General features: G+C 74.7%; 14 protein-coding genes. 5 read left to right on the top strand and 9 right to left on the bottom strand.

Annotation, left to right across the window (positions count from 1 at the left end; all coding sequences use genetic code 11):
* Window positions 1-5 precede the first annotated feature (5 nt).
* From ACIF8T_RS37835 to ACIF8T_RS37815, 5 genes are all read right to left on the bottom strand, one after another.
* A complete protein-coding gene (locus tag ACIF8T_RS37835) occupies window positions 6-1,046 on the bottom strand; it encodes a radical SAM protein (RefSeq protein WP_400041705.1) in 1,041 nt (346 codons plus the stop codon).
* A 1,087-nt stretch (window positions 1,047-2,133) separates the two neighbouring features.
* Window positions 2,134-2,724 carry a GTP-binding protein gene (locus ACIF8T_RS37830; RefSeq protein WP_400041704.1) on the bottom strand — a complete coding sequence of 197 codons (591 nt, stop codon included), beginning with the start codon at window positions 2,722-2,724 and terminating at the stop codon, window positions 2,134-2,136.
* Window positions 2,705-3,103, bottom strand: coding sequence for a DUF742 domain-containing protein (locus ACIF8T_RS37825; protein ID WP_400041702.1), 399 nt, complete (start codon window positions 3,101-3,103; stop codon window positions 2,705-2,707). The genes ACIF8T_RS37830 and ACIF8T_RS37825 overlap by 20 nt, the downstream gene beginning before the upstream one ends.
* Complete coding sequence (locus ACIF8T_RS37820) at window positions 3,100-3,546, bottom strand: roadblock/LC7 domain-containing protein (RefSeq protein ID WP_400041701.1); 447 nt, start codon at window positions 3,544-3,546, stop codon at window positions 3,100-3,102. Before ACIF8T_RS37820 ends, ACIF8T_RS37825 begins: the two co-directional genes overlap by 4 nt.
* Entirely contained in the window at window positions 3,543-6,005 is a 2,463-nt protein-coding gene (locus ACIF8T_RS37815) for a nitrate- and nitrite sensing domain-containing protein (protein ID WP_400041700.1), read from the bottom strand. The genes ACIF8T_RS37820 and ACIF8T_RS37815 overlap by 4 nt, the downstream gene beginning before the upstream one ends.
* Before the next feature lie 847 nt (window positions 6,006-6,852).
* Here ACIF8T_RS37815 and ACIF8T_RS37810 point away from each other — a divergent pair.
* Window positions 6,853-8,589, top strand: coding sequence for a subtype B tannase (locus tag ACIF8T_RS37810; RefSeq protein WP_400041698.1), 1,737 nt, complete (start codon window positions 6,853-6,855; stop codon window positions 8,587-8,589).
* A 280-nt stretch (window positions 8,590-8,869) separates the two neighbouring features.
* Here ACIF8T_RS37810 and ACIF8T_RS37805 read toward each other — a convergent pair whose 3' ends face one another.
* Genes ACIF8T_RS37805 through ACIF8T_RS37790 form a run of 4 tightly spaced genes read right to left on the bottom strand, consistent with a single transcriptional unit; the run spans window position 8,870 to window position 10,957 of the window.
* A complete protein-coding gene (locus ACIF8T_RS37805; RefSeq protein WP_400041697.1) occupies window positions 8,870-9,493 on the bottom strand; it encodes a hypothetical protein in 624 nt (207 codons plus the stop codon).
* Window positions 9,494-9,532: 39 nt separating this feature from the next.
* The gene (locus tag ACIF8T_RS37800) at window positions 9,533-10,216 is read right to left on the bottom strand and encodes a hypothetical protein (protein WP_400041695.1); all 684 of its coding nucleotides are present in this window, start codon (window positions 10,214-10,216) and stop codon (window positions 9,533-9,535) included.
* A complete protein-coding gene (locus ACIF8T_RS37795; RefSeq protein WP_400041693.1) occupies window positions 10,213-10,584 on the bottom strand; it encodes a TraR/DksA family transcriptional regulator in 372 nt (123 codons plus the stop codon). The genes ACIF8T_RS37800 and ACIF8T_RS37795 overlap by 4 nt, the downstream gene beginning before the upstream one ends.
* 46 nt (window positions 10,585-10,630) lie before the next feature.
* Window positions 10,631-10,957: a TraR/DksA family transcriptional regulator gene (locus ACIF8T_RS37790; protein ID WP_400041691.1), complete on the bottom strand. Its 327-nt coding sequence runs from the start codon at window positions 10,955-10,957 to the stop codon at window positions 10,631-10,633.
* Window positions 10,958-11,236: 279 nt separating this feature from the next.
* On the opposite strand from ACIF8T_RS37790, the gene ACIF8T_RS37785 reads away from it, so the two are divergent.
* From ACIF8T_RS37785 to secD, 4 genes are all read left to right on the top strand, one after another.
* Window positions 11,237-12,190, top strand: coding sequence for a HAMP domain-containing sensor histidine kinase (locus ACIF8T_RS37785; RefSeq protein ID WP_400041689.1), 954 nt, complete (start codon window positions 11,237-11,239; stop codon window positions 12,188-12,190).
* The gene (locus ACIF8T_RS37780; protein ID WP_400041687.1) at window positions 12,187-12,858 is read left to right on the top strand and encodes a response regulator; all 672 of its coding nucleotides are present in this window, start codon (window positions 12,187-12,189) and stop codon (window positions 12,856-12,858) included. The genes ACIF8T_RS37785 and ACIF8T_RS37780 overlap by 4 nt, the downstream gene beginning before the upstream one ends.
* Window positions 12,859-13,025: 167 nt before the next feature.
* A complete protein-coding gene (locus ACIF8T_RS37775; protein WP_400041685.1) occupies window positions 13,026-13,598 on the top strand; it encodes a hypothetical protein in 573 nt (190 codons plus the stop codon).
* 63 nt (window positions 13,599-13,661) lie between these two features.
* Window positions 13,662-16,034, top strand: a complete 2,373-nt coding sequence (secD, locus tag ACIF8T_RS37770; RefSeq protein WP_400041683.1) for a protein translocase subunit SecD — start codon at window positions 13,662-13,664, stop codon at window positions 16,032-16,034.
* Window positions 16,035-16,235: the final 201 nt, after the last annotated feature.

The raw sequence follows: 16,235 nt of genomic DNA, 5'->3' as shown, positions 1-16,235 counted from the left end.
CCGGGTCAGCGGCGGGGCGCCGCGTAGGCGGGGCGGCGCTCGACGCGCGCCAGGTCCTCCGGGGCGGCGAAACGCCGGTCCAGGGCGCGGGTGGCCTCCGCCCAGCCGGCCATGGTCCGTACCGGGGCGAGGGTCTCGACGACGTACGGGTCGCTCCAGCGGGCGACCGCCCGCCGCCACAGCTCGGCGGGCGGGTCCGTCAGCAGGCTGCCCACCGTGCCCTCGTAGATCGGCATGGCGCGCACCGCGCCGTCGGGCTCCACCTGGAGGGCGTGGAAGCCGCCGCCCTCGGCGACGGCGACGTCGTACCTCCAGAGAAAGGCGTTGTCCGTGGTGCGCACGGTGAGGGTGTCGGGTACGAGCGTCTGCAGCCGGGCGGCGAGCCCGCCCTCGGCAAGTTCCCCGGCCTGCGCGTCGGAGATCAGCTCGTGGTCCTGGAATCCGGTGCGGCTGGCCAACCCGGCGGGCACGGCCGCCCCGAAGAAGACGAACCCGAGTTCCGGGAAGCGGTCCGCGACGGTGGTGCACAGCCGGGCCATCTGCGGGAAGTTGGTGCGGACGACGACGTAGTCGATGCCGAGCCAGGGGTTCCGTCCCCGTGTCACGCGGCGGTGGCGGGCCCCCTCCTCCAGCAGGCCGAGGGCCCGCATGGCGCGGTCGTACGCGCCGGCCCGGCCGCGGATCCGGTCGTGCGTCTCGGGGGTGCCGCCGTCGACGCTGACGCTGACCCGGGAGAACAGACGGGCGACGGGCTCGACCATCCACGGCTCCAACGACCAGCCGCTGGTGTAGAGGATGACGTCGATGCCGGCCTGCGTCAGCCGTTCCGCCACCTCGAACACCCCCTTGACCAGGAGGGGTTCGCCGCCCGCCAGCGCGATGCTGTCGGGCCCGAGCTCGATGAGCCCGTCGGCGACCCGCAGCATCCCGTCGAGGTCGAGCTGCCTCGCCGAGCGGCGTCCGGATTCGGAGTAGCAGTGCACGCAGCGCAGCGGGCAGGTGTACGTGATGTCCCAGACGATCTGAGCGGGGCCGTTGCGGGTCATGTGTCCCCCGGACTGTTGGGTGGCTGAGGTGTGACCGGACAGGTGGGCCGGAGCGGGAGCGGACCCGCACGTTCCCACGGGCCGCACAAACTTGCCGGCGTGTGGTCGGCTCCGCCGTCCTCCGCGGCTGTTCCGGCCCTTCCGACGGGCGGAGCGAGGGGTGTCACGGGCACCGCGTTCCGGTGGAGGCGCCGCGACGGGCCTGGAAGGGGTACGAGACGATCGCGGAGTTTCCGCGGGCGTCCGGTCCGGCGGCGGGGAGGCCCGCACCGGCCGGAGCACCGGTGCCGGCACCTGGGTGGGGCGCACGGCGGCTCCGCCCGGTCCGCGTGCGGGCGCCGGTGCCCGCCTCACCCGCTCCCGCGTGCCGCCCGCGCGTAGAGGAGGCGGCCCGCGGCGGAGAGCATCAGGCGGCTCTCCGGTGCTGGTCGCCCCGGGAGTCCCCGCGGCGGTCCCGGAACCGTCCCCGCCCCGTGCCGCCGCCGGCCCTGGCGCGGATCCGGTCGGCGGACCGCTTCCGGCGTGCCTCGCCGGTGCGGTCGCGGAGTCGGGCGCACGCCCCGCTGAGGGTTCCCCCCGGCGATCGGGCGGCGGTCGTCGCAGGTGCTGACGGTGCCGGCGGCATTGGTGGGAACGGTCCGTGCGGCGGCGGGGTGCCGCGCCTCCGCCGGAGCGGCCCGCGTCGGTGAGGCGCCGGGGAAGGCCGCCGGGAGGGCGGGGTCGCCCGTGGTGGCGGCGGGCCTGCTGCGCAGCGGAGCCATGCTGTTCCCCCAGGTCGTCGACGGAACCACAGGTGTCGGTGCCAGCCGTTCGCGAGAGCGGCGGCCGGCACCGACAAGGCTGGCAGTCCCGCCGGACCGGGCCAATCCCAGAAATATGGGGGGGCGGCGCGGTTTTCCTCTTCCGGCCGCCCTTGACGCGGTGCCCGGCGTCACGCTCCGGCCCCTGAGCGGGGGAACCACCGCAGGGCGTGCCGGCCCCGGCCGTCACATGACCGGAGGGCTGTTCTCGCGGGCCCGGTGGGGTCCCGGCGAACCGCTGGGACCCCGGTCCGTCCCGCTCCGGGAAGGAGCGGGACAGACCGGGATCACACGGTCGGCCGGGGAGCGGAGTGGCGGGCCATGAGGTGTTCGATCAGGGCGAGCAGGACGTCCTTCCCCTCGGCCCGTTCGCGTGCGTCGCACAGCACCAGGGGAACCTGGGGGTCCAGGTCCAGGGCGGTGCGGACTTCCTCGGACGTGCGGTCGCGGACGTTGTGGAAGCAGTTGACCGCGACGACGAACGGGATGCCGCGGCTCTCGAAGAAGTCGATGGAGGCGAAACTGACCTCCAGACGGCGGGTGTCGACCAGTACCACCGCTCCCAGAGCGCCGTGCACCAAGTCGTTCCACATGAACCAGAAGCGTTCCTGGCCGGGGGTGCCGAACAGGTAGACCACCAGTTCGTCGCTGATGGTGATCCGCCCGAAGTCCAGGGCGACGGTGGTGGTGGTCTTGGCGCCGATGCCGACCAGGTCGTCCACGCCGACGCTGGCACGGGTCAGGTACTCCTCGGTGTGCAGGGGGGTGACCTCGCTGACCGCGCCGACCAGGGTGGTCTTGCCCACGCCGAAGCCACCGGCGATCAGGATCTTCACGGCCTGGGCCGTCTGTGCCGGATCAGAGCCCGCGGAGCCCATCTCTCACCGCCTCAAGGATCGTCATGTCGGGGAGGGTGCCGTTGTGCGCGAAGGCCAGGGGTGGCCGGGCCCGTACTCGGCCCGCGTCGATCAGGTCACCGATGAGGATCTTGGTCACCGACACCGGCAGGTCCAGCTCGGCGGCGATCTCGGCCACCGCGACGGGCCCCCGCGCGCACAGGCGCAGGACGGTGCGGTGTTCGGGCTGCAGTGCGTGCCGGTCGGCCGCGGCGTCCGTGCCGGACGTGGTCCGTGCCGTGATCAGGGTGATCAGGGTCAGGTCGTCGCGGTCGGCGGTGGTACGGCCGCCGGTGATGGTGTAGGGGCGGACGAGCGGTTCGTCGGCGTCGTCTTCCTGCTCCTCCGTCCAGTGCCTCATGCGCCGGCCCCGGGACCGGCGGGCGGAGAGGAGTCGGACTGCGGGGTACGCGCGTCGGTGCCGAGCTTCTGGCCCACCTGCTGGACCAGGGTGTGCATGGCGACCGCCATCACTTCGGCGTCGACCTCCTGGGAGGCGATCACGGCCAGGTGGGTGCCCCGACCGGCCGCGGTGACGAACAGCCACAGGTCGGCCAGCTCGACGATGACCTGGTGGACCGGGCCGCCCCGGAAGAGCTGTCCGACGCCGCGTGCCAGGCTCTGCTGGCCGGTGGCGATCGCGGCCAGACGCTCGGCGTCGGAACGCTCGATGGTCTTCGAGCTGCTGATCACCAGGCCGTCGTCGGACAGCACGATGGCGTGCCGGGTGCCGGCGATCTGGTCGACCAGCCCGTCGAGGAGCCAGTCCAGGTCTGCGTCGGTGGCGATGGTTCGCTGAGTCATCCTCGGTCTTCCGTCGTGAGCGGTTCGGGCTGGTCGGTGCTGGGCGCGGACGGCCGCGTACCGACGGTGCGGTTCTTGCGGGACTGCCGCTGGAAGGCGCCGATGGTGGCGCCGGAGCGGGCCGGGGCACCGGTCGGGGCCGGGGAGGCCGGGGGGTCCTGCGGAGCCGGCGCGCGCAGTTCGGCCACCAGGCTGGCCTGGCGCGTCCGACGGGGCAGCGGCGCGGGTCCGGCCTGCGGGTCCGGCGGGGGCTGCTGAGCCGCGGGGTCCGGCGCCGGTGCGGTGACGTCGGCCATCGCCTGTCCCCGTGACCGCACCGGCAGGTCGTCCGGGCCGTCCGTGCGGGGGGAACCGTCCGCGGGGCGGAGAGAGCCGTCCGCGGGACCGGGGTCGGCGTGCCGGCGCGGCGCGGGGACAGGGGCGCCGGCGTCGTCCGGCGACGGGCCGTCGGCCGTGTCCGGGACCGATCGGGGCCGCTCGGCCACGAGGGCCTGCGGGACGAGGACGATGACGCGGGTGCCACCGAACGCCGACGGCCGCAGCTCCACCTGCAGGCCCAGGCCCGCCGACAGACGGGCCACCACGTACAGGCCCAGGCGCACGTCGTCGGCGCGGGTCATCACGTCCATCTGCGGGGGCGCCTGCATCAGGGCGTTGGCGGCCTCGTACTGCTCGGCCTCCATGCCCAGTCCGCGGTCCTCTATCTCCACCACGACGCCGCGGCTGACCGGCGCCGCCTTGATCTCCACCGGGGCCGGCGGCTTGGAGAACGCGGTCGCGTTCTCCATCAGCTCGGCCAGGATGTGGATCAGCGGTCCCACCGCCCGCTCGGAGATCCACGGCCGGCCCTCGACGTCGATCGCGATGCGCCGGTAGTCCTGGACCTCGCCCTGCGCGGCGCGCAGGACGTCCAGCAGCGGCACCGGCTTGCGCCAGCGACGACGCGGCTGGCCTCCGCCGAGGATCACCAGGTTCTCCTCGTAGCGGCGCAGCCGGGCGGTGAGGTGGTCCAGGTCGAACAGGCCCTCCAGCAGCTGCGGGTCCTCGTGCCGGCGCTCCAGCTCGTCCAGCTTCTTCAGCTGCAGGCCGATCAGCAGCTGGGTGCGGCGCGCGATGCGCTGCAGCAGTCGCTCGAAGCCGCGGTGCTGCTCGGCCTGGCGCACCGCGGTGTGCACCGCGCTGCGGCTGGCCAGGTTCAGCGCCCGGCTCAGCTCGCCGAACTCGTCCGGTGCCGGTTCGAGCACCGGCACCTCGGCGTCCACGTCCACGTCCTCGCCCTGTTCGAGCCGGGCGACCACCTGCGGCAGCCGCTGTCCCAGGTCCTGCGCCTGGTCGCGTACGGCCAGGACGCGCCGGCGCAGGAGCGTGGTCAGCCGCCAGGTCACCAGCACGACCAGGGCGACCGCGAGCAGGCCCAGGGCGGAGGCGGAGTACAGGAACAGCTCCAGCCTCTGCACGCCGGCGGCGCCGGCGGCGTTGGAGACCTGGCTGTGCACGCCGAGGAGCTCCTGGAGGCGGGCGACCGAGGCGTCCGCCGCGGCCCGCCACTCCTTGGCGCGGGCGGGCGACAGCGAGACGTCCTCGCCGTCGGTGGCCTGGAACTGCTCCTCCAGCGCGACCCGTGTCTTCCACTCCTTGCTCTTGGTCATCGCCGTGTACAGCCGCTTCTCCTCGGCGTTGAGGTTCGGCGCCACGCGCGACGCGAGCAGGTACTCGTGGGTGCCGACGGCGTCGGTGATCAGGTCGTACTCCTCGGGGGACAGCCGGCCCGACGCCCAGCCGCGGGCCAGCACCGCGTCCTCGCGGCCGATCATGTCCACGACCCCGTTCAGGTCGAACAGGACCTGTGACAGGCCGGTCACCTCACCGTTGATGCCGCGGGAGATCGCCGCGAAGACCTCGGTGCTGGCTTCGACGGCCTCGGTGTAGTAAGCGAACGCCCGGTCCACGTCGGCGGTCCCGGCGTCCACCGCGCGGCGCTCCTGCACGATCCGGCCGGCCACCTGCACGGTCCGGGAGATCGCGGCGGCCAGGCCGTGCTGGCCGTCGCTGGTGTCCGCGGAGGCCAGCGGCTCGAAGGCCCGCAGGGCGCGGTCGGTGACCGTGCGCTGCCGGATCAGGGCGGTCCGGGACGCCCGGGGCGAGGCCAGCACCTCCTGGGTCAGCCTCCGTTCCCGCTGCAGGGCGTTGAACAGCTCCGCGTTGCGGGGGCCCACGGTCGTCTTGAGGTTGTGCTGGGCGGCCTGCTTCCGGTACTCGTCGCCCAGTTGGTACGTGGCCAGGCCCCACAGTCCGACCAGCGCCACGCTCGGTACGAGCAGCAGCACCAGCAGCACCGTGCGCAGCGGCAGGCGGCGTCCGCCGGTCGTCCACGGCTGCTTGCCCTTCGGGTCCGTCCGTCGGCGGCCGGCCCGCGCGCTGTCCGTTCCGCGCCGTCCGACCCTGCTCAATCCGCTCACGCGCAGGACACTCTCCTCGTCACTGTTCAGCCGCACCTGTGACGAGAACGCGCCAGACAGTAGCGGTTGGTGGCTTGATATTAGCCATACAGTGCGCGAATACCGAAAGTTCATTCGGCAGGACATGTGAACGCAGCGTCCGGAGACGCACCTCCCATCCGGCAATGGGACCTTTTCCCGCGTTCCCGCCGTGACGACCGACCGGCCCGGCCGACCCGGCCGTGCCGTCGGATCGCCCTGCCGCCGATGCCGGTTCCGGCGAGCGGCGCGGATTCCGGGGCCCTGGCCACCGGTTCCGGCGAGTGACGCGGACTCCGGGACCCTGACCACCGGTCCGCGCACCGCGGGGTTCTCGCACCGCGTCCTGCGTGGGGGTGGCTCGCCGAGCCGTGCACGGGGCGGGGCGCGACCGACACGGGAGAGGACCGCTCCCGGCGCCGGACCCTTCGGGTCGCTCCCGGCGTCGGCGCCCACCCCACCGGCCGCCGCCCCGCGATCGAGCACGTGCGGTTCGCCGTCTCCACCCGAGCCCTCGGCACCGCCGCCCCGTCCCAAGTGGCCACTCGCGCGGGCGAGGAGCGCATTCCGGCGATACCCGGCACCACGCCGGAGCCAGTACCTCCCGGCGCCCGACGCACCGCTCCCCCGCCCGGCCGCGTCGATCCGAAAATGTCCGCGAGATTGCTGTGCATATTGTTAACAATCTTGTAGCGTGCGTCACGCCTCGACTCCGGGGCCTTGAGCGAAGCACTCGTTGCTCGATGAGGGGAGACCCATGCCGCGGCTCACCGCGTCCTTCGGACGCGACGCACTCACCCATTCGGCCACCACGCGGTCAGGACGCACCGTGATCCGCACACACCTCCTGAGAGGCATGGCGCTCGCGGGCTCCCTCGCCCTCACGGCCGTCGCGGTCCCGGCCTCCGCCGCAGCCACCGCGTCGGGCGCGGCTCCCTCGCAGAGCCGTGGCCCTGCCGCGGATCCCCAGGACTCCGTACTGGACTTCGACTCCGCCTCCTACACCACGATCACCGTCACCGTGGACGGCCGGCCGGTGAACGTGCGCTGGTACAAGGAGATCTGCTACGTCGCGGACCCGGTCGCCGCGGCGGCGCAGCAGTCCGGCGGCCCCGGCGGCGGGAGCACCACGATCCCCGACACCGCCTGCGGCTACCAGAGCATGAACGTGTTCGTCCCCGAGAGCGCCTTCGGCGACCAGCGGGCGCCGGTGTACTTCGCGGTGAACAACGGCGGCTGGATGGCCAGTTACCTCAGGGCGAGCGTGACCGCCGGCACTTCCTACAACAGTTCGACGAGCAACGTCGGCGCGGCCCTGAAGGCGGGTTACGTCTTCGTCGACGTCGCCAGCCGCAGCCGCGGACTGGTCGGCGCCGACGGCTCCGCCCCCGGCAAGGCCCCCGCGGCGGTGGTCGACGCCAAGGCCGCCGTCCGCTACCTGCGCCTCAACGACGCCGCGATGCCCGGCAGCGCGGAGCGGATCGTCGTCAACGGCACCAGCGGCGGCGGCGCACTGGCATCGATCCTGGGCGCTTCCGGCAACAGCGCCGAGTACGACCCGTACCTCGCCGCGATCGGCGCCGCCGGCATCGACGCCAAGGGCCGCAGCACCCTGCGCGACGACGTCTTCGCCGTCAACGCCTACTGCCCGATCACCGACCTCGGCAACGCCGATGCGGCCTACGAGTGGCTGTACACCGTCCTCGCCACCCGCGACACCACCGGACAGAACCCCTCGCCCGGAGCAGCCGCAGAGATAGCGGCCCGGTTCGCGGCCTACGAGAAGAGCCTCGGGCTGCGCAACCCCGACGGCTCCCCGCTCACGGCCGCGACCATGCTCGACACCATCAGGAAGGAGGTCGTCCGCTCCGCCGAGGCCTACCTGAAGGCGGATCCCGCCCACACGATCCCGCCGCTGGGCGGCACCTTTCAGATCACGGCGGGGGGCACCACCAAGTCGTACGTCAACGACTGGATCGACGTCGACACCACCACCGGTACGGTGCGGTCCCTCGACATGGCGAAGTACCTCGCCTTCGTCGCCACCCAGGCCGCCCTCAAGACGACCCCCGCCTTCGACGCCGTAGGTGTCAACGGGAACACCACCAGCCGCACCGAGACCAACCTTTTCGGCCCGCCGACCCAGAAGTACATGAACTACACCGAGTACAGCTGGAACCACAACGACGTGCCGGGCGACGGCAGCGGCCTCGACGACACCGGGCTGACCTGGGACCAGTACACCCGCAGGAAGAGCACCACCGTCGACGACCAGGTCCACCTGATCAACCCGATGGACTTCATCGGCACCGCCGCCGACACCGCCCCGAACTGGTACGTCCGCCACGGCACCCGCGACCGGGACACCGCGTTCACCGTCTCGGTCAACCTCGACCGGGCGCTGGCCGCCGACCGGCAGGTCGAGGACCTGGACTACCGGCTCGCCTGGAACCAGCCGCACGCCGGCAACTACGACGTGCCCGAGGCCATGGCCTGGATCGCCGGCGTCGTCCGCAAGGCCGGCGACCCGCTCGCCTCCAGCCGCCGCGGACAGCCGGCGCCCTGACGCGCCGCGGCGCCGGCGGACCCGACCGCGCGGCCACGCACCTGCGGCAGACCGTGCGCGACGCACGTGCCGCGGATGCGGGCCCGCGGTCGCGTCCCGCGCCGTTCCCCGGGAGCGTCTCGTCCGGGCACGCCCGCCATGGTCCCGGCGGTCCCGGTGGCGTTCGTCTTCGGCTGCTCGTGCAGGCCGTTCGCGGTCGTCCACGCCCACCACCGGCAGCCCGGCCTCTCCTGCTCCGTGCCCCGCGGGCGTCCGGCGCGGCCGGGACGCCCGGTCGCGCTCACGTCGGCGTCGTCCACCGGGGCGCCGTCCTCGCCCACGCCCGGTCCCAGTCGGCGAGGTTGCGGCGGCGCAGGACGAGACCGGCCAGGCCGTGGGCGGCGGCGCCGGTGAGGGCGACGCCGATCGCGGTGAGCAGGGCCCAGCCCATGCTGCGGCGGCGCACCTGCTCCCGGGTCAGCGGCGGACCGGTGGCCTCGCCGCCGGAGGTGACCCAGACGCGTACGGGGCTTCCGGCGGGCAGGCCCGGCCGGACCTCGGTCCTGGTGGTGCGGATCCGTCCCTCACGGGTGGTGAAGCGGGCCTCGACCGGGTAGCGCGTCTTCTTCTCCTCCTCGGACCCCGGCTCCGGATGGCGCGGGGCGTCCCGGACGAGGGTCGCGGTCGTCGGGTGCCGGGTCCGGGCCTGATGGTGCGCGGTGTCCCGGTAGTGACGGTGGGCGGCGTCGCCCACGAGGACGGCGGCCACCGGCCCCACGGCCGCGACGGCGAGCAGCACCCCGAGACCGATCCAGGCCTGGAGCACGTCGGTGCGGCGGCGCAGGGGATTGCGCCGCCAGCGCCACAGCAGGGGGCGCGGGGGCGGTCCGGGAGCCGGCTGCGCCGGAGGTGTCTCGCCCGCCACGTGAGGCTCCTTTCCGGTGCCGGGCCGGGTGCCGAGGGGTCAGAGCGTTCCGGTGACGGACGGGTGGCGGCGGGCCGCGGCGAGGAGCCCGGCGGCGCCCCGGACGGCGGCGGTGTGCGGGGACGGCACCGGCCGGACCGGGCAGCCGAGCCGGCCGGGAAGGGCACGGGTGACGTCCGGGCGCAGGGCGCCGCCGCCGGACAGCAGGACGCCCCGGCGCAGGGCGGAGCGGGTGCGGGCGGTGCGGTCCTGCCGCAGCATCGCCGTCACCATGGCGGCCACCGCGTCGGTCAGCCGCCCCGGCGCCGTGCCGTCGGACAGGTCCCCGGTGCCCAGGGCGGCGCACCGGGCGTCGGTCACCGCGCCCTCGACGAGCAGCACCTCCACGGCGGTGCGGGCCGCGGTCCGGAAGGCGAGCCCGTCCAGCACCGGCGCCGTCAGCACCACCAGGGGACGCCCGGACCGGGGCAGCCGGTGGCCGAGCAGCCGGTCGAGCATGCGGGCGGTGCCGGAGGTGTCGACGACGGCGCCGCGCCGGACGGGACGGACCGCACCGGTGCCCGGGAAGGTCACGGTGGGCACGTCGAGGACCATGCCCCGGCCGGCGATCCAGGCGCGCGTGCGGGCGCTGCCCAGGTCGATCGCGACGCCGGAGCTCCCCCGGCACAGCGGACAGGAGATGTGCCGGGTCCACGCGCGGCGCGGGCACCGGATCGTGGTCATCGGCCGGCCTCCCTGACCTGCTGGCAGCGGCCGCAGTAGCGGGCCTGCGGAATGACCAGCAGGCGCTCGCGTTCGACGGGCCGCCGGCACAGGTGGCAGTCGCCGTAGGCACCCGCGTCCATGCGGGCGAGCGCCGCCTCGACGTCGGCGAGCACCATGCGGGCGGACGCGGCGAGTCTCACCCCGACCTCGATCCGGGCGGCGGCCTGCGGCTCGTGCGGACCGCCGGGACGGTACGGGGAGTCGGCGGCGATCTGCCGCAGCTGCTCCTCGCGGAACAGCCGCTGCTCGTGCAGGTTCTCGCGCAGCGCGGCGAGGTCCTCGGACGTGAGGGCCGTGCCGCGCTCACCGATGGTCCGGTGGGTCACACCTTCACCCCTTGGGCAGAGCGGGAGGAGTACGGGACGGGCGGGCTCAGGCCGCGCGGCGCCGGCAGGCGACGCAGTGCCGGGTGTGCGGCAGGATCTCCAGCCGCTCCGGCGGCACGGGCTTGGAGCAGCCCAGGCAGGTGCCGTAGGTGCCGTCGTCGAGGCGCGCGAAGGCCGCGTCGATCTCCGTGAGGACGCGCTCGATGGCGTCCTTCTGGTGGGACACCAGGTGGTCGTCGGGACCGCTCCCGGTCTCGTCGAGCGCCTTGAGCTGCGCCAGCCGGGTCGTGCGGGCGTGTTCGAGCCGCCGGCGGACCTCGTCGGCGACCGGGTGGGCGGGGCGCGGTGCGGTGCGGGGCGCGTCGGGCGACACGGGGTCCTCCTGGGTGACGGACGGGTGGTGCTCCCACCCTCGTCGCCGCCCCGCCCCGGGCCCATCGGGCGCGGTACCCATCTGTGCCGGGTCCGGGGACCCAGTCCGTACGGCATGGGGCGGCGGACCGCCGGAAATGGGGGTCAGGGCCCATCGACGCGGGGGCCGGACACCGTGCACGCTGGCCGCTGTCCGCCAGGACCGAGGGGTCCGCGGCCGCGCCGGGCGCCGCGGTGACCGACAGTAGAGGCAGACGAGTGAGAGGAAGGCGCGACCTCCGTGTCCTTGTACTGGCGGATCTTCGGGCTCAACGCGGTGGTGCTGGGCACGGCCACCGCGCTGCTGTTGTGGGCTCCGGTGACCGTGTCCGTCCCCGTGCTGCTGACCGAGGCGGTCATCCTGGTGGGCGGCCTGGGTGTGATGCTGGTCGCCAACGCGGCCCTGCTGCGGATCGGCCTCGCCCCGCTGGACCGGGTGACCCGGCTGATGACCACCGTCGACCTGCTGCGCCCGGGGCAGCGGCTCCCGGTGCGCGGGGGCGGCGAAGTCGCCGAGCTGGTCAGCACGTTCAACGCCATGCTGGAGCGGCTGGAGAAGGAGCGCGCCGCGAGCAGTGCCCGCGCCCTGCTCGCGCAGGAGGCGGAGCGCCGCCGTATCGCGCAGGAGCTGCACGACGAGGTCGGGCAGAGCATGACCGCGATCCTGCTGGCGCTGAAGCGGGCCTCGGACGAGGCGTCCGATCCGCTGCGCGGTGAGCTCCGGCAGGCGCAGGAGATCACCCGGGAGAGCCTGGACGAGGTCCGCCGGCTGGTGCGCCGCCTGCGTCCGGGCGTACTGGACGATCTCGGCCTGGTCAGCGCGGTCACCTCGCTCGCCACCGAGTTCGCCACGCACACCGGGCTGCGGGTGGTGCGCCGCTTCGACGCCGACCTGCCCCCGCTGGACCACGGGGCGGAACTCGTGATCTACCGGGTGGCGCAGGAAGGGCTGACCAACGTCGCCCGGCACGCCGAGGCGCGGTGCGTCGAGGTGAGCCTGCGGCGCGGCGACGGCTCCGTCGTCCTGGAGGTGGGCGACGACGGCCGCGGCATGGGGGCCGCCCGTGAGGGCGCCGGGATCCGCGGCATGCGCGAACGCGCCCTGTTCGTCGGGGCCGCCCTGGACATCTCGCCCGCGACGCCCGCCGGTACCCGGATCCGGCTGACCGTGCCCGCCCTCAGGAAGCAGTCATGAACCACGACGCCCGCCACCCGGCCACGATCCGGATCCTGCTCGCCGACGACCACGCGCTGGTACGGCGCGGGGTGCGGCTGATCCTCGACGGGGAGCCGGACCTGGAGGTGGTCGCCGAGGCCGGCGACGGCGCGGAGGCGATCGCCATGGCGCGCGCCCACGAGGTCGACCTTGCGGTGCTGGACATCGCCATGCCGCGCATGACCGGGCTCCAGGCCGCGCGCGAACTGGCCGGGCTGCGGCCGGGCCTGCGCATCCTGATGCTGACGATGCACGACAACGAGCAGTACCTGTTCCAGGCGCTCAAGGCAGGGGCGAGCGGCTACGTCCTGAAGTCCGTCGCCGACCGCGATCTGGTCGCGGCGTGCCGGGCCGCGATGCGGGACGAGCCGTTCCTGTACCCGGGGGCGGTGACCGCGCTGATCCGCGCCTACCTGGACCGGGTGCGGCACGGCGAGGAGGTGCCCGAGCGGTTGCTGACCCCGCGCGAGGAGGAGGTGCTGAAGCTGGTCGCCGAGGGGCACTCCTCGAAGGAGATCGCCGAGCTGCTGTTCATCAGCGTCAAGACGGTGCAGCGCCACCGCGAGAACCTCCTGCACAAACTCGGCCTGCGCGACCGTCTGGACCTGACCCGCTACGCCATCCGCGCGGGTCTGGTGGAACCTTGACGACCGGCCGGCACGACCACGCGCCCCGGCCCCCGCACGAGACGCGCCCGCACGCGCGCGGGGCTCGGCACGGGGCCGGTGCCCGCCTGCCGGGACGGGCCGCACCTCCCCGGTGGCGGTTCCACCGGGTCCCCGGCCGTGAGCGGCCGGGCCCTGCCGCCTCGCCCGTGCTGTACGCCGTGGCGGCCGTCGCCGCCCTGGCCGCCGTCCTGCTGGCCCTCGGCCTCGGCTCCACCGGCGACGGGGGCACCGGCCCGGCCGGCCGGACGCCCGGCCTCGCGGCACCCGGCCTCACGACGTCCTCCCCGCCGTGGCCGCGCCCCGCCTCGGCCCTCCTCACGAGCCCGGACCGGACCGCCCCGGCGGCCCGCGTCCCGGCCGCCCCCGCCCTCGCCGACCCCACGGCCCCGTCCTCCTCCTCCCTCCCGGGCCCGTACGCCGTCACGGCCGTGCCCGCCCCCGCCCCGGGTACGGATCCGCCCCCCGCCTTCCGCTCCGCCGACACCCACCCGCGCACCGACGACGCCCGCGTCGGCGTGCGCACCCTCCTCGTCCAGCCGCACCGGGACGGTGGCGAGCGCTCGGCTCCCAGTGATCAGCTGCTCCTCACCCCCGCGTGCACCCCGTGCGGGCCGCACCGGCCGGCGCTGCCCGCCCCCAGGGCCGGGCATGCACAGGCCGGCACCGCGCACACGCCGTCCGATCTCGGGCGGGCTCCTCCCCCGGCCTCCGGCACCTGAGCCCCGTCCCATCTCTTCCCCGCCGCGCGCCTCCCGGCCGCGGCGTGCCTGCCGGAGGCATTCGTGAAACGTCCCGCCCGCCTCAGGGCCCTGTTCGCGCTCGCCGTGATCGCCCTGTCGCTGTACATCGCCGCCACCGTCCCCGTCCGCCTGGGTCTGGACCTGCGCGGCGGCACCCAGATCGTGCTGGAGACCCGCTCCACCACCACCGAGCCCGACGGGGAGGCCACCGACCGCACCCTGGAGGTCCTGCGCGGCCGCATCGACGCGCTCGGCGTCTCCGAACCCACCCTCGTCCGTTCCGGGGACGACCGGATCATCGTCGAGCTGCCCGGCGTCCAGGACCCGCGCAAGGCCGCCGACGTCCTCGGCCGCACCGCACAGCTCTCCGTCCACCCGGTCCTCGACTCCGGCTCCGACTCCGGCTCCGACTCCGACTCCGGCTCCGACTCCGACTCCGGCTCCGGCTCCGGCAAGCCGAAGACCGAGGGCGAGCGCCTGCTTCCCGACGAGTCCGGTGAGCGGCTCCGCCTGGGTGCCGCGTCCCTCACCGGCCGGGACGTCGAGGGCGCCGAGGCACGCCTCGATCCGCAGAGCGGTGCCGGCTGGCACGTCACCGTCGACTTCGAGGACGACGCGGGCTGGGCCCGGCTGACCGGCGAGGCCGCCTGCCACCCGGCGGGCGACCCGCAGCGCCGGGTCGCGATCGTGCTGGACGACAGGATCGTCTCCTCCCCGCAGGTCGACCCGTCCGTCTCCTGCGGCGCCGGCATCACCGGCGGCTCCACCCGGATCACCGGGTCCTTCAGCAGCGACGAGGCCCGTGAACTCGCCCTGCTGGTCCGCGGCGGCGCCCTGCCCGTGCCGGTCGAGACGGTGGAGCAGCGGACCGTCGGCCCGACCCTGGGCGCCGAGGCCATCGCCGCGAGCACCTGGGCGGCCGTCGTCGGCACGGCCCTGACCGCGGTGTTCATCGTCGTCGTCTACCGGCTCCTGGGCATCCTGGCCACGGTCGCGCTGGTCTGCTACGGCCTGATCTCCTACGCCGCCCTGGCCGCCCTCGGCGCCACGCTCACCCTGCCGGGCCTGGCCGGCTTCGTGCTGACGATCGGCATGGCGGTGGACGCCAACGTCCTGGTCTTCGAGCGCGCCCGCGAGGAGTACGCCGCCCGCGACCGGCCCAGCGGCCGCTCCGCCCTGACCGCCGGGTTCAGGGGCGCGTTCAGCGCCATCGCCGATTCCAACATCACCACGCTGATCGCGGCGGTGCTGCTCTTCCTGCTCGCCTCCGGCCCGGTGCGCGGCTTCGGCGTGACCCTGGGCATCGGTGTCCTCGCCTCCATGATCAGCACGCTGGTCGTCACCCGCGTGCTCGCCGAGTACGCCGTGGACCGCCGCTGGGTGCACCGCCGGCCCCGCTCCACCGGCATCGCCTCCACCGGCCGGGTTCGCGACCATCTCACCCGCCGCGACCCCCGGTTGATGCGCCGCCCGCGCCGCTGGCTCGCGGTCTCCGCCGGTGTGCTCGTCCTCGCCGCCTCGGGCATCGCGGTGCGCGGCCTGGACTTCGGCGTGGAGTTCACCGGGGGCCGGCTGATCGAGTACTCCACGACCCGGCCCGTCGATCCCGACCGGGCGCGCGCCGCCCTGGCCGACGCGGGCTTCCCCCAGGCCGTCGTCCAGTCCTCCGGGGACAACGGGCTGACGGTGCGCACCGCGGAGCTGAGCGACGCCGAGGCCGCCGAGGTCGCCGAAGCCGTCGGCGACCTCGGCGGCGGGGCGGAGAAGGTCCGCGACGAGCTGATCGGCCCGAGCCTCGGCGAGGAGCTGCGCCGCAACGCCCTGATCGCGCTCGGCCTGGCCCTGGGAGCGCAACTGCTGTATCTCGCCGTCCGGTTCCGCTGGATGTTCGGCACGGCGGCGGTGGGCGCCCTGGTGCACGACGTGGTGATCCTCACCGGGGTCTTCGCCTGGCTGGGCAAGCCCGTCGACGGGGTGTTCCTGGCCGCGCTCCTCACCGTGATCGGCTACTCCGTGAACGACTCGGTCGTGGTCTTCGACCGCATCCGTGAGCTGTGGCGGCGGGACCGCGGGGCTCCGCCGGCCCGGGTCGCCGACCGGGCGATCCTTCAGACGCTCCCGCGCACCGTCAACACCGGCACCGGGGCCGCGTTCGTCCTCACCGCGCTGGCCGTGCTGGGCGGGGACTCCCTCACCGACTTCGCCCTCGCCCTGCTGATCGGGCTCGCGGTGGGCACCTACTCGTCGGTCTTCACCGCCACCCCGCTGGCCATCGAGCTCGACGTCCGCGGCTCCGCCCCGCGCGGCACGGAGCCGGGCACTCCGCGACGCGGCAGCGGCAGCGGCAGCGGCAGCGGCAGCGGCAGCGGTGACGAACGGGCGAAGGCGCTCACCCGGGAGGGACCCGGCCGATGAGTCCGGCGGGCGGAGCCCGCGAACGGCGCGGGCCGGTGGTGCCGTAGGCCACCGGCCGCAGCTCCGTCGCCGTGCCGGTCCGGCGGGGGGGGGGGGGGGGGGGGGGGGCACCCCCCCCCCCCCCCCCCCCCCGGCCCCCCCCCCCCCCCCCCCCCCCGCGCCCCCCCCCCCCCCAACACAGCGTGCATTCAGTCCTCCCCG

The sequence above is a fragment of the Streptomyces sp. NPDC085946 genome, from assembly GCF_044540485.1.
GTDB lineage: Bacteria > Actinomycetota > Actinomycetes > Streptomycetales > Streptomycetaceae > Streptomyces.
This window is presented reverse-complemented; position numbering and strand designations above follow the sequence as displayed.